This is a genomic window from Streptomyces sp. NPDC025784 (genome assembly GCF_055558435.1).
Genome location: NZ_JBVHMN010000002.1, coordinates 1 through 23,840, shown reverse-complemented (window position 1 = coordinate 23,840; position 23,840 = coordinate 1). Strand labels below are relative to the sequence as shown.

Here is a 23,840-nt window from a genome sequence, read left to right as displayed (position 1 = left end):
TCCTCAAGGGGTGTTGATGCAACGCGTGTGCTTCCTGCTGAAGGTCAGGGCGGACCGCCTCGACGAGTACCGCGAGCGGCACGCCGCCGTGTGGCCCGAGATGTGCGAGGCGCTCTCGGCCACCGGCTGGCACAACTACTCGCTCTTCCTGCGCGAGGACGGCCTGCTCGTCGGCTACCTGGAGACCGAGGACTTCGCCGTGGCCCAGGCGGGCATGGAGGCCACCGACGTCAACGCCCGCTGGCAGGCGGAGATGGCGCCGTTCTTCGAATCGCTGGACGGCGCCCGACCCGACGAGGCCATGAAACCGCTCACCGAAGTCTTCCACCTCGCCTGAGCAGGACCCCTCGCATGAGACGACGCACTCCGCCCACGACGGCCCGCGCGGTCGGCCCGCGGTCCTTCGGGCGCACCGACCGGACACCGCCGTACGGCGGCGGAGGGTCCGACACCCACGCCGGGGCCGTCGCCGACGGGACAGCCGTCGTCGACGGGACGGCACTCCCGCGGGACGCACCCCTCTTCCCGGTCCACCGGGAGAGGTCCGGCGGGACCACGCCCTCGTCACCGCGCCCCGGTCCCCGGCCGGGGCGCGGCACCGCACGGCGTCGGGCTGTCCGCACGACCACTGGTTCCGGCCCGTGCGCGGGTAATGTGAGGGCCTGCCCGCCGCTTCTCGTTTCCCTGGAGGTTTCCGCCTGATGGCCCAGTCGGTGGGTATCAAGGACGTCGCCCGTGCCGCCGGAGTCTCCGTCGGCACGGTCTCGAACGTGATCAACCGCCCCGACACGGTCGCCTCGGAGACCCGGGCGCGGGTGCTGTCCGCCATAGACCGGCTCGGCTATGTGCGCAGCGAATCCGCCCGTCAGCTGCGGGCCGGGCGCAGCCGGATCATGGGCCTGCTCGTCCTGGACATGGGCAACCCGTTCTTCGTCGACGTCGCGCGCGGCGCGGAGCGCGCCGCGCGCGACGCCGGGCTCGGCGTGATGGTCTGCAACAGCGCGCAGAGCGCCGGCGAGGAGGCCGACTACCTGTCGCTCTTCGCCGAGCAGCGGGTGCGCGGCGTGCTGCTGACGCCGACCGACGCGAGCGGGCGCAACATCGAGGCGTTCCGCCGCAACGGCATCCCGTTCGTGCTCGTCGACCGGGTCGCCGACGGCACCACCGAGTGCTCCGTCTCGGTGGACGACGTCGCGGGCGGCGCCCTGGCGGTACGGCACCTCGTGGACGCCGGCCACCGGTCCATCGCGTACGTGAGCGGCCCGCCCGGACTCAACCAGGTGCGGGACCGCCGCACGGGCGCCCTGAACGCCCTGGCGGAGGCGGGACTGGGCCCCGACTGCCTGCGCGAGCTGCCCACCGAACGCCTCGACGTGTCCGCGGGCCGCGACGCCGGCGCCCGGCTCCTCGGCCTCGCCGAGCGGCCCACCGCCGTCTTCTGCGCCAACGACCTGCTCGCCCTCGGCGTCCTCCAGGCCATGTACGCGGCGGGCGTCGGCGTGCCCGACGACCTCGCCATCGTGGGCTACGACGACATCGAGTTCGCCGCCGCCGCGGCCGTACCGCTGACCTCGGTGCGCCAGCCCGCCGTGACCATGGGCGCGCTCGCCGCCGAGCTGCTCCTGGAGGAGATCGAGACGGAGACCGCTCCGCACGAGCACCGCCGTGTGGTCCTCCAGCCGGAGCTGGTCGTGCGCCGCTCCAGCCTCTCCGCGCGCTGAGCGGCTGTTCAGTTGCCGGGGTGCCGCCGGGCGGTACCGCGGCGCTGCGGGCTGAGCGGCTGTTCAGTAGATTTTCTTGATCCCGGGGCCCATCGCCTCAGGAACATGTGCTCAACTGGGACACGGCCTGGAATCCGTACGTCTCGGGAGCCCCGTTGACCGTCAGCTACCGTCAGCCCGGTGTGGTCCTCACCGACCACCGCTTCGCCGTGCCCCTCGACCACGACGACCCGGCGGGGGAGAGCATCGAGCTCTTCGCCCGCGAGGTCGTCGCGAGCGACAAGGCGCACCAGGACCTCCCCTGGCTGGTCTACCTCCAGGGCGGTCCCGGCTTCGGCGCCAACCGCTTCATCGGCAAGCAGGCCTGGCTCGGCCGCGCGCTCAAGGAGTTCCGGGTGCTGCTGCTGGACCAGCGCGGCACCGGACACTCCACGCCCGCCAACCGGCAGACCCTCCCGCTGCGCGGCGGCCCCCGCGAGCAGGCCGGCTACCTCGCCCACTTCCGCGCCGACTCCATCGTCCGCGACTGCGAGGCCATCCGGCCCCGCCTCACCGGCGGCGCCCCGTGGACCGTCCTCGGCCAGAGCTTCGGCGGCTTCTGCACGGTCCACTACCTGTCCGCCGCCCCGGAGGGGCTGAGCACCGCCGTCATCACCGGCGGCCTGCCCTCCCTGGACGCGCACGCGGACGACGTGTACCGGGCGGCGTACCCGCGCATCGAGCGCAAGGTCGCCGCGCACTACGCGCGCTACCCGCAGGACGTCGAGCGGGCGCGCCGGATCGCGGAGTACCTGCTCCAGCACGAACCGGTCCTGAACGGCGGCTACCGCCTGACCGTCGAGGCCTTCCAGTCGCTCGGCATCCTGCTCGGCGGCAGCGAGGGCAGCCACCGTCTGCACTACCTGCTGGAGGAGGCCTTCGTCCGCACCCCGCAGGGCCCGGCGCTCTCCGACGCCTTCCAGGAGGACGTCCAGAGCCTGCTGTCGTACGCCGGACACCCCCTCTACGCGCTTGTCCACGAGGCCTGTTACGCCCAGGGCGACCGGCCCACCGCCTGGTCCGCCGAGCGGGTGCGCGCCGAGTTCCCGCAGTTCGACGCGGCCAAGGCCCTCACGGACGACGGCCCGGTGCTGTTCACCGGGGAGTCCGTGCACCCCTGGACGTTCGAGACCGACCCGGCCCTGCGCCCGCTGCGCGAGACCGCCGAGGAGCTGGCCGCCCGCACCGACTGGCCGGTGCTGTACGACCCGGCCCGCCTCGCCGCGAACGAGGTGCCGGTCGCCGCGGCGGTCTACCACGACGACATGTACGTCGACGCCGAGCACTCCCTGCGCACGGCGCGCGACGTCCGGGGCGTGCGGACCTGGGTGACGGACGAGTTCGAGCACGACGGCGTGCGGGCGGGCGGGCCGCGCGTCCTGGACCGGCTGCTGGCCCTCGCACGCGACGAGGTCTGAGATTCCCGGGTCCCCCTAGAATTCTGACAGACCGTCAGGAGTCGTCGGAGTTCCGAGGGGGCACGGTGATCGACACCACGCGCACGGACATCCCGGAGGGCGAGGAGCGACTGCGCCTCGACGTCGAGGACGACGGCATCGGCGTCCTCACCCTCTGCCGCCCGGCCAAGCTGAACGCGTGGAGCTGGGAATCCACCCGCCAGCTGGGCCTGTTCGCCGACCGGATCCGCTTCGACGAGTCGATCCGGGTGGTTCTGCTGCGGGCCGAGGGCCGGGCCTTCTGCGCGGGCATCGACGTCACGGCGCCGGGCGGGGCGATCACCGGCCGCACCGGCGCCGAGCGGTTCCGCAACTACTACGAGGGCATCCGCTGGGCGCACGAACGGTTCGCGGCCTTCGCCCGCCTGCCGCAGCCGGTCGTCGCGGCGGTCCGCGGCCATTGCCTCGGGTTCGGCTTCGAACTCGCCCTCATGGCGGACGTCCGTGTCGCCGCCGACGACGCGGTGTTCGCCCTGCCCGAGACCCGGCTCGGCGTCGCGGTCGACGCGGGCGGAGACCTGCGGATCGCTCGCGAGGCGGGAGCGGGGTGGGCGAAACTCCTCGCGCTGACGGGACGCCGGATCGACGCGGCCACGGCCGAACGCCTCCGCCTCGTCCAGCTCGTCACCACGCCCGACGAGACGGAGGCGACCGCCCGCGGCCTCGCCGCAGAGATCGCGGCGAACGCGCCGCTCGCCGTGCAGGGCGTGAAGCACGACATCGACGCGTACACCGACGCCGGGCTCGCCGCGGCCCTCGACCGCGCCGCCGTCTCGGCGGCGCTCACCCTCACCTCCGAGGACGCCCGCGAGGGGTACGCGGCGAAGGGCGCGCGCCGCACGGTCCGCTTCGAGGGGAAGTGACCGTCCCGCCTCCAGGCTCAACCGGTGAAGGGCCCCCGCCCCAACTGGTCCCGCAGCGGTACCACCGGCGGGCCGACGAGCTCCCGGCGCTGCCAGTTCGCGCCGTCCACCACCAGGGTGTGACCCGTGATGAACCGGGCGTAGGGCGACGCGAGGAAGGTCGCCGCCCAGCCGAGCTCCCTCGGCGCGCCGACCCGGAGCGCCGGCTGGCGTGCGTCGTGCGCGCCGGCCCGGTCCAGCGGCCCGCGGATGTCCCCGGTCATGTCCGCGTGCGGCATGAGCCCCGGCACCAGTCCGTTGATCTGGATCCCGTACGGCCCCCACTCCACGGCCAGCGTCCGGACCAGGGCGCTCACGCCGGCCTTGGCCGCGGCGCTGTGCGCGAATCCGGGGCCGCCCGTCCAGGCGTACGACGCACCCACGTCGACGACCGAGCCCGGTGTGCCCGCGGCGAGATGACGGCGGCCGAACTCACGCGTCATGAGGAACGTGCCGGTCAGGGTGATGTCGACGACCGCCCGCCACGCGTTGGGCGACATGTCCTCGGCGGGCACGGGGAAGTTGGCCGCCGCGTTGTTGACCAGCACGTCGGGCAGTCCGCACAGGTCGAACACCTCGGCGACGCGCCCCGCGTCCCGGATGTCGCACACGGCGGTCGTCACCCGCGCGCCCAGCGCCGTCAACTCCTCGCGCGCGGCCCGCAGATGTTCCTCGCCACGGCTGACGACCAACAGGTCGGCGCCCAGCCGCCCGAACTCGGCGGCGATCGCCTTGCCCAGGCCCGTGCCGCCTCCGGTGACCAGGACCAGGGAGCCGTCGTACGTGCCCGGGGGCAGCGCGCTCGCACCGAGCGGCGGAGGGGCGGGCAGACCGGGGAGGGAGGTGTCGTCCATGGCCGTCTCGATACCGCCTGCGCCGCCAGATCTCCAGAGACAGGGAACGCCTTCCGGCCGGACCGGGGCGCGCTCGGTGCCCGTCACGGCGCGCGGAGGCCGGGCGGTGGCGCGTTCGGCCCCGTGACGGCGCGCCGCGGCCGGACGGACGAGTGGCCCTCCGGAGGGCGTCGCCCCAGTTCAGGGCGGTCCGATCGGCTCAGTACGCTGGGTGCATGCGAGAAGACAGGGGAGCGGCCCCCGGGCGGCGGCTGGAACTGCTCAAGGCCGACTGCGGCGAGTGCTTCGGGCTGTGCTGCGTCGCCCTGCCGTTCTCCCGCTCCGCGGACTTCGCCCTGGACAAGGACGCGGGCAGGCCCTGCCCGAACCTGAAGACGGACTTCCGCTGCGGCATCCACACGCGACTGCGCCAGGAGGGCTTCACCGGTTGCACGGTGTACGACTGCTTCGGCGCGGGGCAGAAGGTCTCCCAGGTCACGTTCGGCGGCCAGGACTGGCGGTCGGGCTCCGCGGCGCACGCCCGGCAGATGTTCGACGTGTTCCCGGTCGTCCGGCAGCTCCACGAACTCCTGTGGTACCTGAGCGAGTCCCTGACGCTCCCCGCCGCCCGGCCGGTCCACGCGGACGCGCGCCGTGCGCTCGACGAGACGGAGCGGCTCACCCGTCTGAGCCCGCAGGAGCTGGCGGACCTGGACGTGGGCGCCCACCGCCGGGAGGTCAACGTGCTCCTGCTGCGGGTCAGCGAGCTCGCCCGCGCCGGCGTGGGCCGGGGCCGGAAGAAGGACCGCCGCGGCGCCGACCTGATGGGCGCCCGCCTCAAGGGTGCGGACCTGCGGGGCGCCGATCTGCGCGGCGCGTACCTCATCGCCGCCGACCTGACCGGCGCCGATCTGCGCGGCGCGGACCTGATCGGCGCCGACCTGCGGGACACCGACCTCACGGACGCCGACCTGACCGGCGCGTTCTTCCTGACCCAGCCGCAGCTGAACGCGGCCCGCGGCAGCGCGGACACCAGGCTTCCGGAGTCAGTCAGCCGCCCGGGCCACTGGACCGCCCGCGGCTGAGGCCTCCTGCCGGACCGGAGCACGCCGCTCCAGGCGCAGCCGCAGCCCTTGCGGCATCAGCGTCAGCCGCTCCGCGACCCGCAGGCGGTATCCGGGGTCGGGCAGCAGGTCGTAGCGGCGCAGCAGCAGCCCGAGGACCAGCGTTGCCTCGTGCAGGGCGAACTGGCGGCCGATGCAGGCCCGCGCCCCGGTGCCGAACGGTTTGAAGGTGTGCGCGGGCCGGGCCCGTACAGCCTTCGCGTCGAAGCGGTCGGGGTCGAACTGCTCTGCGTCGGCACCCCACACGTCCGGGTCGCGGTGCAGCATCGCCGTCAGGACCAGTGTCCAGGCGCCCTGCCGCATCGGATGGACGCCACCGAGCACGGTGTCCTGCCGGGCCTCGCGCGCGAAGGCGGGTGCCGTCGGCCACAGGCGCAGTGCCTCGTCCAGGACGCGGCGGACATAGCGCAGCTTGGCCACCTGGTCGTAGCCGGGCCGGTCCGTGTCGCCCCAGACGCGGTCGACCTCGGCACGGGCGCGCGCCGCGACCTGCGGGTGCAGCGCGAGGTAGTGCAGGGCGAAGGACAGCGCGCCCGACGTGGTCTCGTGTCCCGCGACCAGGAAGGTGATGACCTGCCGGCGGATGTTCTCCGGCGCCAGCCGTTCACCGGTCTCGGGGTGGGCGGTGTCCAGCATCCTGTCGAGGAGGTCGCCGTCACCGCCGCCGGACCGACGGGCCGCGACGACCGCGTCCACCGTGCGGTTGAGATACGCGATGTCCGCCGCGTTGCGGCGTGCGGCGCCGCGCAGCAGCAGGGGAGCCAGGGGGCCGGGGATGCTGTTGAGCCGCTGCGCGTACGTCAGCGTGCCCACCATGGCGTTCACGAAGGGGTGCGGACGGGAGCGTTCGAAGGAGCCGAAGTCGTGGCCGAACCCGGTCCGCGCGATCGTCTCCAGGGTCAGCTTCGTCATGTCGCCGGGCACGTCCACCGCGCGTCCCGCCACCTGCTCCCGGTCCCAGTGGTCCGTCAGCCGCTCGGTGACGGCCAGCATCATCGGGTGGTAGCCCTCCATGGCGTCGCGGCTGAAGCCGGGGGCGAGGACGTCGTGCGCCAGCTGCCAGTTGGGCTCGTGGTTGTAGGCGGTGAACAGACCGTCCCCGGCCACCGGGCGAAGGTTCGCGACGCCCAGTCCCACGTGCTTGGCGAACCGTGCCTCGTCCGCCAGGTCGGCGGCCAGGTCCGCGCCCCAGACGAAGACGATCTCCTTGCCGAAGATCTTGCGCCGGAAGATCGGCCCGAGCAGGTGTCCGAAGCGCATGGAGTCCTGGACCGGGGAGCGCGGACTCACGCCCAGCACGTCGCCGGCCAGCGGGACACGGCGCGGCGGGTGGGGGATGCGGTGCAGCTCGGGCCAGCCCAGCTCCGCGCTGCGGAACCCCCTGGGCAGCGCGTCCTCCGTCGTCCGAGCCATCAGCCATCTCCCTTGTGCCTGGGACGGGTTGAGTCTGTTGTACGTGGGTTCAATAGCGGAATTCAGTCTGGTCCCGTTGTTGAACCGACGTCAAGTACAGTGCGGGCATGGCGGGGAAACAAGGGGAACGCACACGGCGGCGGCTCAGCACCGAGGAGCGTCGCGAGCAGCTCCTGTCCGTCGGGGCGTGTCTGTTCTCGGAGAGCCCGTACGACGACGTGTGGATCGAGCGGGTCGCGGAGATCGCCGGCGTCTCGCGCGGACTGCTGTACCACTACTTTCCGACGAAGCGGGACTTCTTCGCCGCCGTCGTCGAGCGTGAGAGCGGCCGGATGCTGCGGATGACCGCGGCCGTTCCGGGAGTTCCGGTGCGCGAGCAGCTCGGCGCGGGCCTCGACATCTTCCTCGGCTACGTGGAGGAGCACGCGCACGGCTTCCGCGCCTTCCATCGTGCCGACGCGGCGGGTGACCAGGCCGTGCGCAGGGTCTACCGGCAGGCGCTGGCCGCGCAGGAGCGGCAGATCCTGGCGGCGCTCGCCGCCGACCCCGAGCTCGGCCGGCCGGCCGAGGAGCGCCCCGAACTCCGGATCGCCGTCCGTGGATGGCTGGCCTTCACCACGGCCGTGTGCCTGGAGTGGCTCAGGGGTGCGGACCTGACCCGGGCGCAGGTGCGTGACCTGTGCGCCCGGGCGCTGCTCGGCGCCATCGATCCCTGAGGCGGCACGGCCCTGACGGGGCAGCGCCCGGAGAGGGGCGGTCCAGGAACGGCGAGGCGTGGTTGGCGTACGCCCGGATCTTCGATAGGTTAGGCAAGCCTTACCTAAGGAGGAATGGATGGGTGACCCTCACGCCTGGACGGCCGCGCCCAGCGCGGCGGAATGCGCCCGATCGGTGCTCGCCGCGGCCTGGTCCTGCGCGGTGACCGCACAGGGCGGCCGCGAGGAGTTCGTCGGCGCGCACACCGTCGCCGCGGACGGCCGGGTGCTCCTGCACGTACCGGAGGACAGCGCACTCCTCGCCGCCGCGATCTGCGCGCCGCGCGGCGAACCGTCCGCCGTCCTGGAGTTCGCCGACGCCGGTCCCGTACCGCTGCGCAACCGCATCCGCGCCCGGCTGTGGCTCGCCGGATGGTGCGCCCCCGAGGACGGGCAGCTGGCCTTCCGGCCGACGCGCGCCGTGCTGCGCCGCCCGTCCGGAACGGTGGTGCTCGACCTCGACGAGTTCGCCGACGCCCGCCCCGATCCCCTCGCCACCGCGGAGGCCCGGCTGCTCACCCACCTCGCCGAGGCCCACCCGGACGCGGTCGAGCGGCTGACCCGGCTGGTCGAGCCGGACAGCCTGCACGGCGCGGTGCGCGTCCAGCCGCTCGCCGTCGACCGGCACGGACTCACTCTGCGCATCGAGCGGGCGCGCGGCGGCGGCGACGTCCGCCTGCCCTTCCACGCCCCCGCGGACGACGTGTCCGAGCTCACCGAACGCATGCACGTCCTGCTCACGCAGGCGAGCTCGGCCTCCTGCCCGCGCTCCCTACAGCGGCAGCGCGCAGACGGCGACCGGTGAGGCGAACGGCTCGCCCGCGAGCCGCAGTCCACCGTCCGCGGCGTCGACCTGGAACACGCTGACGGTGCCCGACCGCTGGTTCGCCGCGAACAGCAGCCGTTCGTCCGGGGAGAACGCGATGTGGCGCGGGAAGTCCCCGCCGACCGGCACCGTGTCCAGCAGCCTCAGCCGGCCGCCGTCCGCCTCGACGGCGTAGCGCGTCAGGCTGTTGTGGCCGCGGTTGGCGAGGTACGCGTACGCCCCGTTCGCCGTCACCAGGACCTGGGCCGGGTAACTCGTACCCTCACCCGTGCCCGTGGACTGCGGATCGCCCACCGTGAGCCGCCCGGTGGCCGGGTCGTAGCCGCAGACCGCGACGGTGTTGTCGACCTCGTTGGCGAGATAGGCGTGGCGGCCGTCCGGATGGAAGGTGAGATGGCGCGGGCCCGCGCCCGGCCGCGTGTGTGCCTGCGACACCTCGCTGAGGGTGCCCTTCGACCGGTCCAGCCGGTAGGTGTAGACCGTGTCGGTGCCGAGGTCGACGGCGAGCACGTGGTCGCCGTCCGGTCCGGTGATGAACTGGTGTGCGTGCGGGCCCTGTTGGCCGGGACCTGGGGCCGGGCTGGAGTGTGTGACCAGGTCGGTGCGCTCACCGAGGGCCCCCGAGGCGTCGATCGGGTGCACGGCCACGCTGCCCGACCGGTAGTTCGCGCTCAGCAGCCAGCGCCCGCTCGGATGCACGGACAGGTGGCAGGGACCCGCACCGCCGGTGGAGCGCGTGCCCAGCACCGAGGGCTTCTGACCGCTCGCGCGCAGCCGTACCGCCGTCACGCCGCCGTCGTCCCGCTCGTCGACGGCGTACAGCGTCCGGTGGTCGGGGTGCAGTGCGAGGTACGACGGATCGCCGACGCCGGTGATCGTGCCGGCGCCGGTGACACGGCCCGTCGTCGGGTCGTAGGAGGCGATGCCGATCCCGGTGCCGCCGCCGTCGACCGAGGTGTAGGTGCCGAGGAACAGCGGGCGCGGACCGGGACGGGAGCGGTGCGCGGGGGAGCGTGAGGCGGCCGGCGCGGGTGCGGACGGAGCCGGCGCCGCGCCTGTCGTCCCTGTGCCGGGGGCGGCCGGCGCCGGGACGGTCGTCACGGCGGCGGCGCCCGCGAGCACACCCACGAAGCGGCGCCTGGTCCAGCCGCCGCCCTGGCCCGGGGACGGTCGCGCGTCACTGCTCATGCCTGCACCTCAGGTGTCGATTGCCTCGGCCGTGACAGTCACCTTGGCGTGCGGCACCCTTCTGATGCAAGACCGGCAATGCGCGTTGCGCACTGCGCAACGCCCGCCCGTGCCTCCGTGGCGTCTACCAGTCGCCGTCCTCGACCGGCTTGCCCGGCGCGTCGCCGAGCGGCTTGATCTGGTGCGGCGAGGGCTGCTGCCAGGGCTCGTGGTCGTCGCCCAGCCACTCGCCCACCGGCTGCACCGAACCCAGCGCGTCCGTCGGCGCCAGGTCCGCGGCGTCCTGGTCGTAGTAGTCGAACCAGGGAAGCCCCGCGCGCGTGTAGGCGGCGCGGTCGACGGGGGAGGGTGGGGCCGCCTCGCCGGTGATCCGGCGCCACTCGGGCGGCGTCACGAGGTGGACGAAGACGCGCCCCGCCGGTTCCTCGGCCCAGGCCTTGAGCGGCCGGTCGTCACGGTAGACCTCCTGGCGCATGGAGCCGCCGACGCCGAGCCCCATCGCCGGGGCGCTGCGCGCACGCCCCGCCGGGGCCGCCGCGGGGGCGGGAACCGCGCCCGGCGCCGGCGGTGCGGCCATCGGGTAGGCGGCGCCGTACCCACCGCCGGGCGGCGGCATGAAGCTGCGCTCCTGGGCCCGGCGGCGCTCCTCCTCGCGCCACGCGGCCAGCTCCGCGTCATTGAGCGGGAAGGACTGGAGCTGGACGCCGCCCCACACCTCCTCGCCGGTGACCTGGCCCTCGACCGTGGCCCCCAGACCCAGCGGCACCGCCACGAACTGGCGGACCGTGCCCTTGCCGGAATTGATCCCGTCCAGCCACGGCTGTCGTGGGAGTACCACGTAATTCTGCGGCTTCCGCGTGAGACGGGAGCTCCACCTCTTGCCCGAGATCGCGCACACCTTGCCGACGCCGACCTGCAACGCCGCAGGCTCCGACGACCCGGCGAAATTCAGCCACATCGCCTCGCGCAGATACACCGGCAGCATCACCCCGCCGCGTGACCGCCATGCGGCGGGCACGGTGTCCGCGTAGTCCTCGACGCGCCGCACCGGGAACTCGCCGAGCCCCGGGGGCAGGGCGTGCGTGCCGGTCTCGGGCAGTCGCAGGGTCCGCATGAACCGCACCTGCACCCCGCCCGGCAGTCGCAGCGTGTTCCCGTCGATCCGTACGGCTTCCTCGGTCATTCGACCGCCCCCTCCTCGTCGTACCGCTCCGGCGCCGGAGCGGTACCGGCGTCGTCGCGCTCTCCTCAGCTAGAACGACGGGAAGCAGCGGGGCGGTTCCGCTTGAAGCGCAGCCGCGGCGGCACGTGCAGCCGCTGCCGCAGCCGGGTGAGCCGGGGGCGGCGCTCACGCTGTTCGCGTGCGCAGCGGTCCAGCTCCTCCAGAAGCCTTCGGGTGCGGTGCTCGGTGTCCAGCTCGTCGATGAGGCGATTGACCTCGGCCAGGAGCGCGCCGTGCAGCTGCCAGTGGCGGGCGTCCCGCTGCACCTCCTCGAGGAACAGCTGCGCCAGCTTGTCCCGGGTGGAGGCGGCCGTGGTCAGCTCGGCGCTGAGCCGCTCCTCGGCGGACGCGGCACTACGGCTCACATCGCTGGTCACCAGCACGGCGAAGCTGACGACGGCGTCGGCGACCTGGGCCAGCAACTGCTCGAGTACGGCCCCCGCCTGCGGCTCGAACAGCGGTTCCGGCTCACGTTCCTTGGCGAGGTCGGTGAGGCTGCGCGCGATGACCCGCAGGACCACGGTGCAGATCTCCAGGGTGTCCAGACCGGTGCGCAGCACCACCCGGTGCAGCAGTCCCTCCCGCACCCGCGGATTGAGCTTCAGACTGTCCTCGGCCTGCCGCAGTGCCGCGTCCACCCCGCCGATGTCGTGATCGAGGCGGCGCGCCTCGTGCAGCCGCTCGGCGGCCAGCCGGAAGGGGGTGCGGCCCGACGCCTGCTCGCCGACACGCAGCATCAGCTGCCGCATCCGGCGCGCGAGGTCCTCGATGGACTCGCCGGCCGCGCCGACCCATACCGGGGGCGGGAAGACGAGGTTGGCGCCGAGTCCCACGACGGCACCGATCAGCGTCTCGACGACGCGGGCCCACGCGGTGTCGCCCACCCTGGTCACGCCGAGGACCAGCATCGCGCTGATCGCCACTTCGGGCACGAACTCGCTGACCCGGACGAGGTGCCCGGCGATCAGCGAGGCGAGGATGATCAGACCCAGGCTCCACCAGGTCAGCCCCACCAGGCTGCTGAAGCCGATCGCGATGACGACGCCCGCCACCACCGAGTTCACCCGCCGGACGCCGGTGGTGATCGTGGAGTACAGGGTCACCTGGACGACCAGCAGGGCGGTGAGGGGCGCGGTGAGCGGCGCGGGCTCGGGACTGAGGTGCAGGGCCACGACGTACGCGATGGTCGCCGCGGCGGTCGACCGCAAGGTCTGCAGAACCACCGGCTCCCGTCGCCGCTTCACCATCCGGGCGACGCCGGCCGCCCACTCACCCTGTACCTCTCGCATCTCTGGCCTGTTCCCGTTCCACCCGTGGGCCGAACTTCTTGATTGCGGACCGAACCTGTCCGCAATCGGGCCTAGGTTGGTGTCATCAGCCGGAGGGACCAGGAGGGGACCGGAATGACCAACGTCCAGGGCGTCGAACTGCTCGTGCGGGCACACACCTACCTGCGGGAGGTCGCCGCGGCCGTGCCGGAGGGCGGCTGGGGAGCGCCCACGCCGTGCAGCGAGTGGACGGCCCGGCAGGTCCTCAATCACGCGCGGCTCGACCAGCAGGCCTACGGCGCCGCGATCACCGGCGCCGGCATGCCGGAGTCGGACCCCTTCCAGCCCGTCGACGGGCTGACGGCCGACGCGCAGGGGGCACTGGACAAGGTGCTGCGCGAGGTCGCGGGCGCCTACGCGCAGCTGTCCGCCGACGCCGCGGAGGTGCCGACCCCGCTGGGGCCGCTGCCGCTGCCCCTGGCCGCCGCGGCGGCCGCCATGGACGCGGCCGTGCACGCCTGGGACATAGCCGTCGCGACGGGGCAGGACGCTCCGCTGGACGAGGAGGTGGCCGACGGCATCTGGCTCGCGGCGCAGTCGCTCGTCGGCCATCTGCGCGACTCGTTCGGGGTGTTCGCCCCCGCGCGTGAGGTGCCCGAGGGCTCCGGCCGGGCCGAGACCCTGCTCGCCTTCCTGGGCCGGGACCCGCACTGGACGCCCGCCGCGTCCTGAGACCGCGGCGGCCCGGGAGGGACGTCCCGGGCCGCCGCGCCCCCCGGGGCTTCTGCAGTGCGCTCCCGAGGCCCCGGGCCTTTCGCGGCCGCCGGGCTTCGTAGTGCGCTCCCGCGGCCCGGGCCCCGTGCCCGCGGCGCGTCTCCTGCCACCGCATACCGGAAATGGGTTTCACTCTTTTGTATACGTGAATGCATCGCCCTACCCTGGGGGCATGGATGGAGCACCGGAGGCGCACTCGGGGTGGACGTTCCTCACCAACCATGCGCGCGTGCTCGCCGCGATCGCCGAGAACCCCCGGACCCGTATCCGCGACATGGCCGCCCGCTGCCGGCTCACCGAGCGCGCTGTCCAGAAGATCATTTCCGATCTGGTGCAGGAGGGCTATCTCTCCCGCACCCGCGTGGGGCGCTCCAACATCTACCGCATCGAACCGGGGACCATCCTGCGTCATCCCGCGGACGCGGGTCTGAGCGTGACGGATCTGCTCGCCCTGCTGGCCCGGCACGACGCGCATCGTGGCGACCGGGCGACGGGACCGCAGGCCGCCGAGTGAGGCCGTGTCAGCCCGTGACCCTGTCCAGGAACGCCGACAGGTTGTGCACGGTCCGGGCGATCTGCTCCGCGACCGTGAGGGTCTCCTCCAGACGGGTCCCCGACGGCGGCAGCTTCTTGCCGCGCACGTAGAGGGAGCAGGCCAGGTCGGTGCAGATGTACACGCCGACCGAATTGCCCTCGCGGCCCGCCGCGCCGGCCTTGCGGGCCGTCATCAGGGAGACGCCGCCGCCCGGATGGGTCGTCAGGCACAGCGAGCACATGCTGCGGTGCAGGAAGCCGTGCCGCGAGGCGGGGCGGCGCAGCGCGATGCCGACGAGAGCCCCGTCCCGCTCGGTGACGAGGTGGCTGCGGTCGGGCGCCCCGGGATCTCGCCAGCCCAGGAAGTCCAGCTCGTCCCAGGGGAGTTCGTCGAGGTTCCGGGGAGTGGCGAGGCGGTTCGCCTCCCCCTTGGAGCAGTTGACGAACGAGGTGCGTATGTCCTGCTCGGTGAGTGATCTCATGGGGGAGTCCTTCCAGGGCGGAAACACTGAACCTAGAGGCACTAGGTAGAGTCCTAAGCTACCTAGCCCCGTGGGGGAGAACCAATGCATTTCGAGAACGGCCGCTCACCGCAGGAACGGGCCCTGCGCCACGTCGCGGCCCGCTCGAGCGGCCCGGCCGTCGACCCGGCGCTGCGGGTGACCCTGAACTTCCACCCGGACCGGCTGGTGGGCGGCGTCCCGGTCCTCACCGCGATGGCCCGGGACGGCTCGTACCGCTCCCAGTTCGTGACCGGCACCAGCAACGGCGGTCTGACCGCGCACCCGGGCGGTGACCGGTGGCTCTGGGAGAGCAGGATCTTCGCCCGCGCCTACGACACCGCGCCCCCGCAGGAGCGCCCGGTCTACGGCGGGCTGAACTTCCGCCGCCAACTGGTCGGCGCCTCACCCCGGTTCGGCTCCTCGCACTTCCGGATGACCGGCGAAGCGCTGCGCCGCGCCACCTTCTGCTACCCCGACAGCGCGGCCGAACCGGCCGCGTTCGGTGTGGCGGCCGGCATGGACCTCGTCGAACTGGCCGAGGCGGACAGCCGCGACGCGCTCGACGACTACATCGAGGCCCATGTGCACGGTCCGGTCCTGCTGGACCGGGACATGGAAGCACTCGTCCTCGACGCCTCCTTCCGGGGCACCCCCGTCGAGGCGGCCGCCCGGCGGCTCCCGTGCCCGGTCGAGTTCCACCCCGGATACCGGCTCACCGTCGAGGAACTGCGGCGCCACCCCGGCTTCCGCGGCCCGGAGTTCGTCGAACTGGGCGCGCGCATCGCCGAGGACGGACGACTCGATCCGCGGATCATCGGCGACGCAGCCCGCTCGGGCCGGCACGAGGCGCAGGACCTGAAGAAGGTGTGGCACTGCCTCGCCCGCTTCGGCGCTCCGGAGGGCGCGGGCACGTCGGTGGACGGCCGCGCACCGGTCGTCGGCGCGCCAGGTGTGCGGACGGCAGGCCCCGTACCGGCGACCGCGCCGGAGAGTCCCGGCGATCGGCGCTGACGACGGGCGACCGCGCCGTGGCCCGGAGCGAGGCGTGTGGCCGGCCCCGGAGAAAGGGGTTTCAGGCCGTCGGGCCCACCTGGCAGAGTGGGGCCCACGGACGACGAGGGGGGCCCCGGTGGCAGTGGTGGACGGCTGGGAGCGGGCGCGGCAGGTCCTCGACGGGGCGGGCCTCGCGCCCGGCCTGCTCGCCGGTCGCCGGACCCTCACGGGCGGGACGTACAACGAGGTCGAGGAACTGCGTCTCACCGACGGCGGCCGCTACGTGGTGAAGTTCCCGCCGCCGGCCACGGCCCCGGGCCTGAGCCACGAACGGCGGCTCGTCGTCTCCGAGGCGGAGTTCTGCCGTGCGGCGGCGGCGACCGGCGTTCCCGTGCCCCGTGTCGTCGGCCCCCTTTTCGACGCACATCTCCTCCTCACGCACTGCCCGGGCGCCGCGTGGGGCGACCTGCTCGAGGGCGAGGAGGCCCTGCTGCGGCGGGAGTTGGGCGGGCTGGTGGCCCGTCTGCACGCGGTGACCGGCCCCGGGTTCGGCTACCCGTCCGGCGCGCTCGGCCCGCTGTCCGGCGACTGGCGTACCGCCTTCACCGCCATGTACGAGGCCGTGCTCGACGACGCCCGCCGCTTCCGCGCCTGGCTGCCCCGGCCGGTGGACGAGGTGGCCAGGACGGCGAAGGCCGCCTACGACCTGCTGGACGAGGTCACCGTCCCCCGCCTCGTCCACTTCGACCTGTGGCGGGGCAACATCCTCGTGGCGCGCACGGAGGCCGGCCCACGTGTCGGCGGGCTGATCGACGGGGAGCGCATGTTCTGGGGCGACCCGCTCGCCGACTTCGTCTCCCTCGCCCTGCTCGACGACATCGAGCGCGACCCGCACTTCCTGATGGGCTATCAAGAAGCCGGCGGGCGGGTCGTGTTCGACGCCGGGACACGGCGGCGCCTGGCCCTCTACCGCAGCTACCTCTACCTCATCATGCTCGTGGAGACGGTGCCTCGCGCGGCCGGTGACGCACAGGTCGCCCGGGTGCGCGAGGGCGTGGCGCCGCAGCTGACCGCCGCCCTCGACGAGGCGTGCCAGGCCCTGTGACCGTTCCCGCCCGCCCGGCGGTCGACGCCGGGCACGGACGGACAGGCCCTACGCCGCGCTGCGCCCCCTTCCCCCGTGCGCGCGGATGATCTCCGCGTAGCGGTGCCCGCTTCCCTTCACCGTGCGCCGCTGGGTCTGGTAGTCGACGTGCACGAGGCCGAAGCGCTTGTCGTACCCGTACGCCCACTCGAAGTTGTCGAGCAGCGACCAGGCGAAGTAGCCCGCGAGCGGAACGCCCTTGCGGACCGCGGAGGCGCAGGCGGCGAGATGCTGCTCCAGGTACGCGACGCGCTCGGGGTCGTCGACCGTCCCGTCGGCGCGCACCACGTCGGGGTAGGCGGAGCCGTTCTCCGTGACGTACAGCTTGCGCGCGCCGTAGTCCTCCGTCAGGCGGAGCAGCAGACGCTCGATGCCGTCGGCCTCGACCTCCCAGTCCATGCCCGTGCGGTGCACGCCGAGACGGCGGACCGTGCGGACCCGCGGCGCGGGCCCGGTGGGGTCGTCGGCGACGGTGGACGGGAAGTAGTAGTTGAGGCCCAGCCAGTCCAGCGGCGCCGCCATCGTCTCCAGGTCGCCCGGCTGCTCGGGCAGCTCGACTCCGTACACCTCGCGCATGTCGGTGGGGAAGCCGCGGCCGTGGACCGGGTCCAGCCACCAGCGGTTGGTGTGCCCGTCCAGACGGTGTGCCGCCGCGACGTCCTCGGGACGGTCGGTGGCCGGCTCGACGCTCGCCAGGTTGTTCACGATGCCGATCTCGGCGCCGGGGACGGCGGCGCGGACGGCCTGGGTGGCGAGGCCGTGGCCCAGCAGCAGGTGGTACGAGGCCCGCACCGCGACCGCCAGGTCGGTCAGGCCCGGGGCCATCCGGCCCTCCAGGTGCCCGATCCAGGCCGAGCACAGCGGCTCGTTGAGCGTGGTCCAGTGCTTCACGCGGTCGCCCAGCCGCTCCGCGACGACGGCCGCGTACGACGCGAAGTGCAGTGCCGTGTCCCGCGCGGACCAGCCGCCCCGGTCCTGGAGCACCTGCGGCAGATCCCAGTGGTAGAGGGTCACCGACGGGGTGATGCCCGCCTCCAGCAGGCCGTCGATCAGGGCGTCGTAGAAGTCGAGGCCCTTCGGGTTGACGGGGCCGTCACCGCCCGGCACCACGCGCGGCCAGGCGACGGACAGCCGGTAGGCGTTGGTGCCGAGCCGGCGCATCAGCTCGATGTCCTCGCGCCAGCGGTGGTAGTGGTCGCAGGCGGTGTCCCCGTCGTCGCCGTTGTCGATCTTGCCGGGCGTGTGCGAGAAGGTGTCCCAGATCGACGGCGAACGGCCGTCCTCCGTCACGGCTCCCTCGATCTGGTACGCCGATGTGGCCGTGCCCCACAGGAAGTCGTGCGGGAGAGCGGCGAGGTCGATGGTCACGGAAGTCCTCTCGGAACGGGGGAAGTCGGTCACTTGACGGCACCGGCCGTCAGCCCGGCGACGAGATAGCGCTGCAGGAGCAGGAAGCCGGCGACCACGGGGACGCTGACGACCAGCGAGGCGGCCATGATCTGGTTCCAGTACACGTCGTTGAGCGTGGAATAGCCCTGGAGCCCGACGGCGAGCGTGCGGGTGGCGTCGTTGGTCATCACGGAGGCGAACAGCACTTCGCCCCACGCGGTCATGAAGGCGTAGACGGCGACCGCGACGATGCCGGGGATCGCGGCCGGCACGACGACCCGGAACAGTGCCCCGAGCGGTCCGCAGCCGTCCACCAGGGCCGCCTCGTCGAGGTCGCGCGGCACCGAGTCGAAGTACCCGATGAGCATCCAGATCGAGAACGGCAGCGAGAAGGTGAGGTACGTCAGGATCAGCCCGCCGCGCGACCCGAACAGGGCGATGCCGGTGGCGTTGCCGATGTTGACGTAGAGGAGGAACAGCGGCAGCAGGAAGAGGATGCCGGGGAACATCTGGGTCGACAGCACGGTGACCGTGAAGACGCGCTTGCCGCGGAACGAGTAGCGGCTCACGGCGTACGCGGAGAAGACCGCGATCACCACCGAGCACACCGTCGCGGCGCCCGCCACGATCAGCGAGTTCATGAAGTACTTCGCGAGCGGCACCGTCGACCAGATGTCGATGTACGGGCGGATCGTCAGCCCGCTGGGGATCCAGCGGAACTTCCCCGAGACGTCCGCGAGGGGCTTCAGCGAGCTGGAGACCATCACGTACACCGGCACCAGGACGAAACCGGTGAGCAGCGTGAGGAAGATCCGCCGGGACCAGAGGAAGGACCGGGGCGGCGCCATCGGGGAGCGGCTGCGGGTCACGGTGCTAGACATCGGCCGTCTTCCTTCCTCGGGAGGTCAGCAGGAGGTAGACACCCGTCACGACCAGCAGGAACAGCAGCAGCAGGACGGACATGGCGGAGCCGGTGCCGAAGTTCCAGGTGACGAACGACGCCTGGTAGATGTGGACCGATATGAGGTCCGCCGCCTCCGGGGCGGTCTTGCCGAAGAGGACGTACGGCGTGTTGAAGTCGTTGAACGTCCACAGGAACAGCACCAGCACCAGCACCTGGTTGACCGGGCGGAGCGACGGCAGGGTGATGCGGCGGATCTGCTGCCACATGCCCGCGCCGTCCAGGGCCGCCGCCTCGTAGAGCTCCTGCGGGATGTTCTGGAGGCCGGCCATCACGATCAGGAAGGCGAACGGCCAGCCCTTCCACACCGACACGGTGAGCAGGGCGATGAAGCTGTTGTCGCCGATGAGCCAGAAGGACGGCTTGTCGGTGAGGTGCAGCTGGTCGTGCAGGACGTGGTTCACCAGGCCGTTGTCGTGCTGGAACATGAACACCCAGGTGATCACGGCCGTGTACACGGGCAGCGCGTACGGGATGAGGAACAGCGCGCGCAGCAGGCCCCGGCCGCGGAAGGTGCCCTGCATGTAGATCGCGGCCGCCGTTCCGATCAGCCAGCACAGGCCGACCGACAGCAGCGTGAAGGTGACGGTGACGAAGAACGAGTCGAGCAGCGCCTTGCCCACGGGCGCGTCGAAGTCGACCGACACCTTGTAGTTGTCGAGGCCGGACCAGGGCGCGGTGCCCCAGTCGCGGATGTAGAACTGCGTGAGCTCCTTGAAGCTCATCACGATGCCGATGACCATCGGCACCAGGTGGACCAGGAGTTCGAGGACCAGGGCGGGAAGAAGCAGCAGGTACGGCAGCCCGATGCGACGGATCCGCCCGGTGCGGCGCGGGCCGCGTGCCGCACCGGGGGAGTTCTTGCGCACCGTCCGCTCGGCCGCCTCTGCGGTGGCGGTCGTGGTGGTCATGTGGGTGCTCGCACTCACTTCTTCGGCATCTGCTGCTGGGCCTTGTCGAGCTTGGCCTTCACCGAGGCCTCGGTCACCGGACGGCCGGCGGCCGCGTCGGCGAACAGCTCCTTGATCGCCGTGCCGACGGCGGTCTCGAACTGGGACTCGTCGGCGACCTGCGGCAGCGCGGCGGCACTCTGCGCCAGGGTGTCCTTCAGGACCGCGTTCGACGGGGTGTTGAACGTGGCGTCGGACTGCGCGGCCTTGACCGGCGGGATGGAGCTGTACGCCGTGTTGAGGATCTTCTGCTCGGCGTCGCTGGTCATGAACTTCACGAACTTCGTGGCACCGTCGAGGTTGTCGGTGTTCTTGAAGACGGCCAGGTTGATGCCCGCGACCATCGAGTTGACGTTCGCGCCGGTGCCGGGGGTGCCGGACTGCACGGGCACCGGGGCGATGCCGTACGAGTCCTCGCTCATGCCCTGCGACTTGAGGTTGGCGGAGGCGGACTGCCACAGCAGCATCGCGTTCTTGCCCTTGGCGAAGTCGGCCACGGACTGGTTCTGCGCGTACTCGGCGTTGCCCGGGGCGATGATCTTGTCCTTCGCCATCAGGCCGACGTACTGCTTGACCGCCGCGACCACGCCGTCGTTGGTGAAGTCGGCCTTGCCGTCCGCGGTGAAGAAGTCGGCGCCGTGCTGCTTGGCGAAGACGAAGGCGTGGTGGATGTTCTCGGACGGGTTGGAGCCCTCGGCGCCCAGCCCCCACTTGCCGCCCTTGGAGAGCTTCTTGCCGTCGGCGATGAGCTCGTCCCAGGTCGTCGGCGGCTTGGCGATGCCCGCGTCGGCGAACATCTTCTTGTTGTAGTAGAGGGCGTATGCCATCGAGTACAGCGGCACCGCGGCCGGGTCCTTGCCCTGGGCGCCGGTCGAGCCGAGGGCCGAGTCGACGAAGCGGTCCTTGCCGCCGATCTTGCCGAAGTTCTTCGCGTCCCACGGCAGCAGGGCTCCGGTGGCCTGGAGGGAGGCGCTCCAGGTGTTGCCTATGTTCAGGACGTCCGGGCCCTGACCGGAGGTGGTCGCGGTGAGGATGCGGTTCAGCAGGTCGGACCAGGGGACGACCTCCAGTTTCACCTTGATCCCGGTCTGCTTCTGGAACTTGTCGAGCTCGGGCTGGAGCACCTTCTTGTCGATCGCGATGCTGGCGCCCTGGTTGGAGGCCCAGTAGGTGAGCGTCTTGGGGGAGTCGTTGGACCCGCCGCTCGTCGACGAGCCGCCGCCACAGGCGGTCGCGGCGGTCAGCAGGGAGATGGTGACCGCACCGGCGGCCGCGGCTCGGATTCTGCGCATGGCTGCTTGTGTCCCTTTCCCGGAGGGATGGCACAAGGGGCGCCCGCGTTCACTTCTCGAACGCCCCTCATGGCTTAATTTAGGACGTGAGTTAAGACCCGGAAGAAAGTCGCGTCAAGGGATCGCGCAGGGGTATCTTGCAGGTCGGGCAGGCCGGAAGGGAATCTCATGGCGGGGCGGAACGGGCGCACAGTGCGTGACCTGCGGCGGGGCAATCGCACCGCCGTACTACAACGGTTGTATTTCGACGGGCCGATGAGCCGCTACGAACTGGGCCCGGCCACCGGGCTGAGTTCCGGTTCCATCAGCAACGTGGTCGCCGAACTCGTCGCCGACGGACTGGTCGAGGAGGCCGGCAGCGTCGACTCCGACGGCGGCCGCCCCAGGACCCTGCTGCGCGTCGCGCCCGGCAGCGGCCACATGATCGGCGTCGATGTCGGCGAGACCCGTGTCCGCGTCGAGCTCTTCGACCTCACCCTCACTGAACTCGCGCGCACCGAAAGACCGTTGGAGCGCCAGGGCTACGACGTGGAGGTTATCGTCGGCCACATCCGCGACGGCATCGCCGAGGTGCTCGCCGCGACCGACATCGCGCCGGAGCAGCTCCTCGGCGTCGGTATCGGCGTCCCCGGCATCGTCGCCCGCACCCCGGACCGCGGAGCCGTGGTGCACGGCCAGACGATCGGCTGGGACGCCGTCCCGCTCGAATCCCTGCTCCGCGCCACCTGCGAACTCCCCGACACCGTCCCGTACTTCGCGGACAACGGAGCCAGGACCCTCGGCCAGGCGGAGATGTGGTTCGGCGCCGGGCGCGGCGCCCGCAACGCGGTCGTCGTCCTCTTCGGCTCGGGTGTCGGCGCCTGCCTCGCCACGGAAGAGGTGGACAACGGCCGGTCCGTCGAATGGGGTCATCTGACGGTACGGGTCCGGGGACGCCGCTGCCGCTGCGGAGCGCTCGGCTGTCTCGAGGCGTACGCGGGCGCGGAGGCACTCCTGGACCGCTGGCGCGAGGAGGGCGGCCGTCCTCCGGAGGACACCGACGAGGAGACCGCGCTCACCGCGATGCTCGCCGCGGCCTATCCCCCCGAGGACGCCGAGGACACCACGCCCGACCCCGTGGCCCTCGCCGTCCTGGAGGAGACCGCCGAGTACCTCGGCGCCGGTCTCTCGGACCTCATCAACCTGTTCCAGCCCGAGCGCATCCTCATCGGCGGCTGGGCAGGCCTCCAGCTCGGTTCCCGCTTCCTGCCGGCCGTCCGCCGGTACGCGGCCTCCTACTCCCTGCGCTACCCCGCCGAACGCGTCACCATCGACCTCGGCAAACTCGGCCCGGACGCCGTCACCGTCGGCGCCGCGATCCTGCCCCTCGCCGACTTCTTCGCACGGGGCGGACGGCGTGCCGAGCCCGTCCGGCAGGGCCCGTCGCCCGCGTGGCGCACCGCCCTGGAGGAGCGCGCCCCGCAGTGATCGCCGGCGACGGAACCCCGTGCTCCGAAGGCCATGACCCCAGAGGTAATCGACCCGCCCGTGTACTCCCGGAACCATGAAGGGCACAGCGCACCGCCCGTCACCCACCTGGATTCCGGGAGGACTCCCATGCCGTACTTCGAGAGCCCCGTCGATGGCACCCGGCTGCACTTCGTCGACTACGGTCCGGCCTCCGGACAGGTGATCGTCTTCGTCAACAGCTCCTACTTCGGCACCGAGATGTGGGAGTACCAGATGCTGCCGCTGGCCGAGGCCGGGTTCCGGTGCGTCGGGTTCGACCGGCGCGGACACGGCCGCTCCGACGACGTGTGGGGCGGCTTCGACCTGGACAGCCTCGCCGACGACGTGGACGGGCTGCTGCGCCGTCTCGACCTGCGGCAGGTGACGCTGGTCGGGCACTCGCTGGGCACCGCCGAGGTCGTGCGCTGCCTCACCCGGCACGGCGCCGCGCGGGTCGCCAGGGTGGCGCTCGTGGCGGGCATGGCGCCGGGGCCCGCACGCTCCAGCGACCATCCGGCGGGAGTCGCCCCGGCGCTCGTCGAGGCGGGCAACGCGGAGTTCCGCCGCGACCGGGCCGCCTTCTTCGCGGACGGCGCCCGCGCGTTCTTCGCCCTCGACCTGCCCGGCAACGAACTCTCCGAGGCCTATGTGCAGTCGATGGTCGACCGCTGCCACGGGGCGACGGCCCGCGCCGGGGCGGCGCTGGGCGACCTCGTCGTCACCCTGAACGTGGCGCCCGAGATCGCCAAGCTCGATCTGCCCGTCCTCGTCGTCCACGGCACCCACGACGCGTCGGCCCCCATCGAGCTGACCGGCCGTCGTGCGGCGGAACTCGCGCCCGACAGCACCTTCAAGGTCTACGAGAACGCGGGCCACGGGCTGTTCGCCACACACCGCGAGCAACTGACCGCGGACCTCCGGGAGTTCGCGGAAGGCCGCTGAGCCTTCGGGGCGCGGGGGCCCCCCCCCCCCCGGGGGGCGCCCCCCCCCCGGGGGGGGGCCGCCCCCGCCCCCCCCCCCCGCGCCCCCCGCCCCCCCCCCCCCCCCACCCGCCGGCCGGCCGC

23 protein-coding genes are annotated in these 23,840 nt (G+C 72.5%); 13 read left to right on the top strand and 10 right to left on the bottom strand.

From position 1 onward, the window contains the following. Positions 1–16: 16 nt before the first annotated feature. The 4 genes from ACZ4IF_RS06245 (at position 17) to ACZ4IF_RS06230 (ending at position 4,080) form a co-directional block, all read left to right on the top strand. Positions 17–337: an L-rhamnose mutarotase gene (locus tag ACZ4IF_RS06245; protein WP_467560049.1), complete on the top strand. Its 321-nt coding sequence runs from the start codon at positions 17–19 to the stop codon at positions 335–337. A 364-nt stretch (positions 338–701) separates the two neighbouring features. After that, positions 702–1,721 (top strand): LacI family DNA-binding transcriptional regulator, encoded by a 1,020-nt coding sequence (locus ACZ4IF_RS06240; RefSeq protein ID WP_432188834.1) that lies wholly within the window; start codon positions 702–704, stop codon positions 1,719–1,721. 155 nt (positions 1,722–1,876) lie between these two features. Continuing rightward, complete coding sequence (locus ACZ4IF_RS06235; protein ID WP_467560047.1) at positions 1,877–3,178, top strand: alpha/beta fold hydrolase; 1,302 nt, start codon at positions 1,877–1,879, stop codon at positions 3,176–3,178. 65 nt (positions 3,179–3,243) lie between these two features. Then, complete coding sequence (locus ACZ4IF_RS06230; protein ID WP_095938094.1) at positions 3,244–4,080, top strand: enoyl-CoA hydratase/isomerase family protein; 837 nt, start codon at positions 3,244–3,246, stop codon at positions 4,078–4,080. A 17-nt stretch (positions 4,081–4,097) separates the two neighbouring features. Here the strand turns inward: ACZ4IF_RS06230 and ACZ4IF_RS06225 are convergent, their stop codons facing one another. Further along, positions 4,098–4,973 (bottom strand): SDR family oxidoreductase, encoded by an 876-nt coding sequence (locus ACZ4IF_RS06225; RefSeq protein ID WP_467560045.1) that lies wholly within the window; start codon positions 4,971–4,973, stop codon positions 4,098–4,100. Positions 4,974–5,188: 215 nt separating this feature from the next. On the opposite strand from ACZ4IF_RS06225, the gene ACZ4IF_RS06220 reads away from it, so the two are divergent. After that, on the top strand, positions 5,189–6,037 hold the full coding sequence (locus ACZ4IF_RS06220; RefSeq protein ID WP_467560043.1) for a pentapeptide repeat-containing protein: 849 nt from the start codon (positions 5,189–5,191) through the stop codon (positions 6,035–6,037). Here the strand turns inward: ACZ4IF_RS06220 and ACZ4IF_RS06215 are convergent. Beyond that, positions 5,999–7,489 (bottom strand): cytochrome P450, encoded by a 1,491-nt coding sequence (locus tag ACZ4IF_RS06215; RefSeq protein WP_467560041.1) that lies wholly within the window; start codon positions 7,487–7,489, stop codon positions 5,999–6,001. The genes ACZ4IF_RS06220 and ACZ4IF_RS06215 overlap by 39 nt on opposite strands. A gap of 107 nt (positions 7,490–7,596) precedes the next feature. On the opposite strand from ACZ4IF_RS06215, the gene ACZ4IF_RS06210 reads away from it, so the two are divergent. Further along, positions 7,597–8,205, top strand: a complete 609-nt coding sequence (locus ACZ4IF_RS06210; RefSeq protein ID WP_467560039.1) for a TetR/AcrR family transcriptional regulator — start codon at positions 7,597–7,599, stop codon at positions 8,203–8,205. Positions 8,206–8,323: 118 nt separating this feature from the next. Continuing rightward, positions 8,324–9,049 (top strand): DUF2470 domain-containing protein, encoded by a 726-nt coding sequence (locus ACZ4IF_RS06205; RefSeq protein WP_467560037.1) that lies wholly within the window; start codon positions 8,324–8,326, stop codon positions 9,047–9,049. On the opposite strand, the gene ACZ4IF_RS06200 is transcribed toward ACZ4IF_RS06205, so the two are convergent. The 3 genes from ACZ4IF_RS06200 to ACZ4IF_RS06190 all read right to left on the bottom strand — a co-directional run bounded on the left by ACZ4IF_RS06200 (position 9,017) and on the right by ACZ4IF_RS06190 (position 12,769). Next, positions 9,017–10,258 (bottom strand): lactonase family protein, encoded by a 1,242-nt coding sequence (locus ACZ4IF_RS06200; protein ID WP_467560036.1) that lies wholly within the window; start codon positions 10,256–10,258, stop codon positions 9,017–9,019. The two genes, ACZ4IF_RS06205 and ACZ4IF_RS06200, sit on opposite strands and share 33 nt — an antisense overlap. Before the next feature lie 124 nt (positions 10,259–10,382). Then, positions 10,383–11,441: a hypothetical protein gene (locus ACZ4IF_RS06195; protein WP_467560034.1), complete on the bottom strand. Its 1,059-nt coding sequence runs from the start codon at positions 11,439–11,441 to the stop codon at positions 10,383–10,385. A 65-nt stretch (positions 11,442–11,506) separates the two neighbouring features. Next, positions 11,507–12,769 (bottom strand): aromatic acid exporter family protein, encoded by a 1,263-nt coding sequence (locus ACZ4IF_RS06190; RefSeq protein WP_467560032.1) that lies wholly within the window; start codon positions 12,767–12,769, stop codon positions 11,507–11,509. Positions 12,770–12,883: 114 nt separating this feature from the next. On the opposite strand from ACZ4IF_RS06190, the gene ACZ4IF_RS06185 reads away from it, so the two are divergent. Further along, complete coding sequence (locus ACZ4IF_RS06185; RefSeq protein WP_467560030.1) at positions 12,884–13,480, top strand: TIGR03086 family metal-binding protein; 597 nt, start codon at positions 12,884–12,886, stop codon at positions 13,478–13,480. 214 nt (positions 13,481–13,694) lie between these two features. After that, positions 13,695–14,036, top strand: coding sequence for a helix-turn-helix transcriptional regulator (locus ACZ4IF_RS06180; RefSeq protein ID WP_467560028.1), 342 nt, complete (start codon positions 13,695–13,697; stop codon positions 14,034–14,036). A gap of 7 nt (positions 14,037–14,043) precedes the next feature. Here ACZ4IF_RS06180 and ACZ4IF_RS06175 read toward each other — a convergent pair whose 3' ends face one another. Beyond that, positions 14,044–14,538 (bottom strand): FBP domain-containing protein, encoded by a 495-nt coding sequence (locus tag ACZ4IF_RS06175; protein WP_467560026.1) that lies wholly within the window; start codon positions 14,536–14,538, stop codon positions 14,044–14,046. An 84-nt stretch (positions 14,539–14,622) separates the two neighbouring features. Here ACZ4IF_RS06175 and ACZ4IF_RS06170 point away from each other — a divergent pair, with 84 nt between their 5' ends. Both ACZ4IF_RS06170 and ACZ4IF_RS06165 read left to right on the top strand, forming a co-directional pair. Continuing rightward, complete coding sequence (locus tag ACZ4IF_RS06170; protein ID WP_467560024.1) at positions 14,623–15,570, top strand: DUF3626 domain-containing protein; 948 nt, start codon at positions 14,623–14,625, stop codon at positions 15,568–15,570. Between the two features lie 124 nt (positions 15,571–15,694). Further along, positions 15,695–16,657 (top strand): phosphotransferase family protein, encoded by a 963-nt coding sequence (locus tag ACZ4IF_RS06165; RefSeq protein WP_467561083.1) that lies wholly within the window; start codon positions 15,695–15,697, stop codon positions 16,655–16,657. 48 nt (positions 16,658–16,705) lie between these two features. Here the strand turns inward: ACZ4IF_RS06165 and ACZ4IF_RS06160 are convergent, their stop codons facing one another. From ACZ4IF_RS06160 to ACZ4IF_RS06145, 4 genes are read right to left on the bottom strand one after another with little or no spacing between them, the layout of a single operon-like run. Continuing rightward, a complete protein-coding gene (locus ACZ4IF_RS06160) occupies positions 16,706–18,064 on the bottom strand; it encodes a GH1 family beta-glucosidase (RefSeq protein ID WP_467560022.1) in 1,359 nt (452 codons plus the stop codon). Between the two features lie 29 nt (positions 18,065–18,093). After that, entirely contained in the window at positions 18,094–18,966 is an 873-nt protein-coding gene (locus tag ACZ4IF_RS06155; protein WP_078628812.1) for a carbohydrate ABC transporter permease, read from the bottom strand. Further along, positions 18,959–19,957, bottom strand: coding sequence for a carbohydrate ABC transporter permease (locus ACZ4IF_RS06150; protein WP_095938108.1), 999 nt, complete (start codon positions 19,955–19,957; stop codon positions 18,959–18,961). Before ACZ4IF_RS06150 ends, ACZ4IF_RS06155 begins: the two co-directional genes overlap by 8 nt. A 14-nt stretch (positions 19,958–19,971) precedes the next feature. Further along, a complete protein-coding gene (locus ACZ4IF_RS06145; protein ID WP_467560018.1) occupies positions 19,972–21,288 on the bottom strand; it encodes an ABC transporter substrate-binding protein in 1,317 nt (438 codons plus the stop codon). Positions 21,289–21,456: 168 nt separating this feature from the next. Between ACZ4IF_RS06145 and ACZ4IF_RS06140 the strand changes: the two genes are divergently transcribed. Both ACZ4IF_RS06140 and ACZ4IF_RS06135 read left to right on the top strand, forming a co-directional pair. Continuing rightward, positions 21,457–22,755, top strand: a complete 1,299-nt coding sequence (locus ACZ4IF_RS06140) for an ROK family transcriptional regulator (RefSeq protein ID WP_467560016.1) — start codon at positions 21,457–21,459, stop codon at positions 22,753–22,755. Between the two features lie 129 nt (positions 22,756–22,884). Beyond that, a complete protein-coding gene (locus tag ACZ4IF_RS06135; RefSeq protein ID WP_467560014.1) occupies positions 22,885–23,718 on the top strand; it encodes an alpha/beta fold hydrolase in 834 nt (277 codons plus the stop codon). The last annotated feature ends 122 nt before the right edge of the window (positions 23,719–23,840 follow it).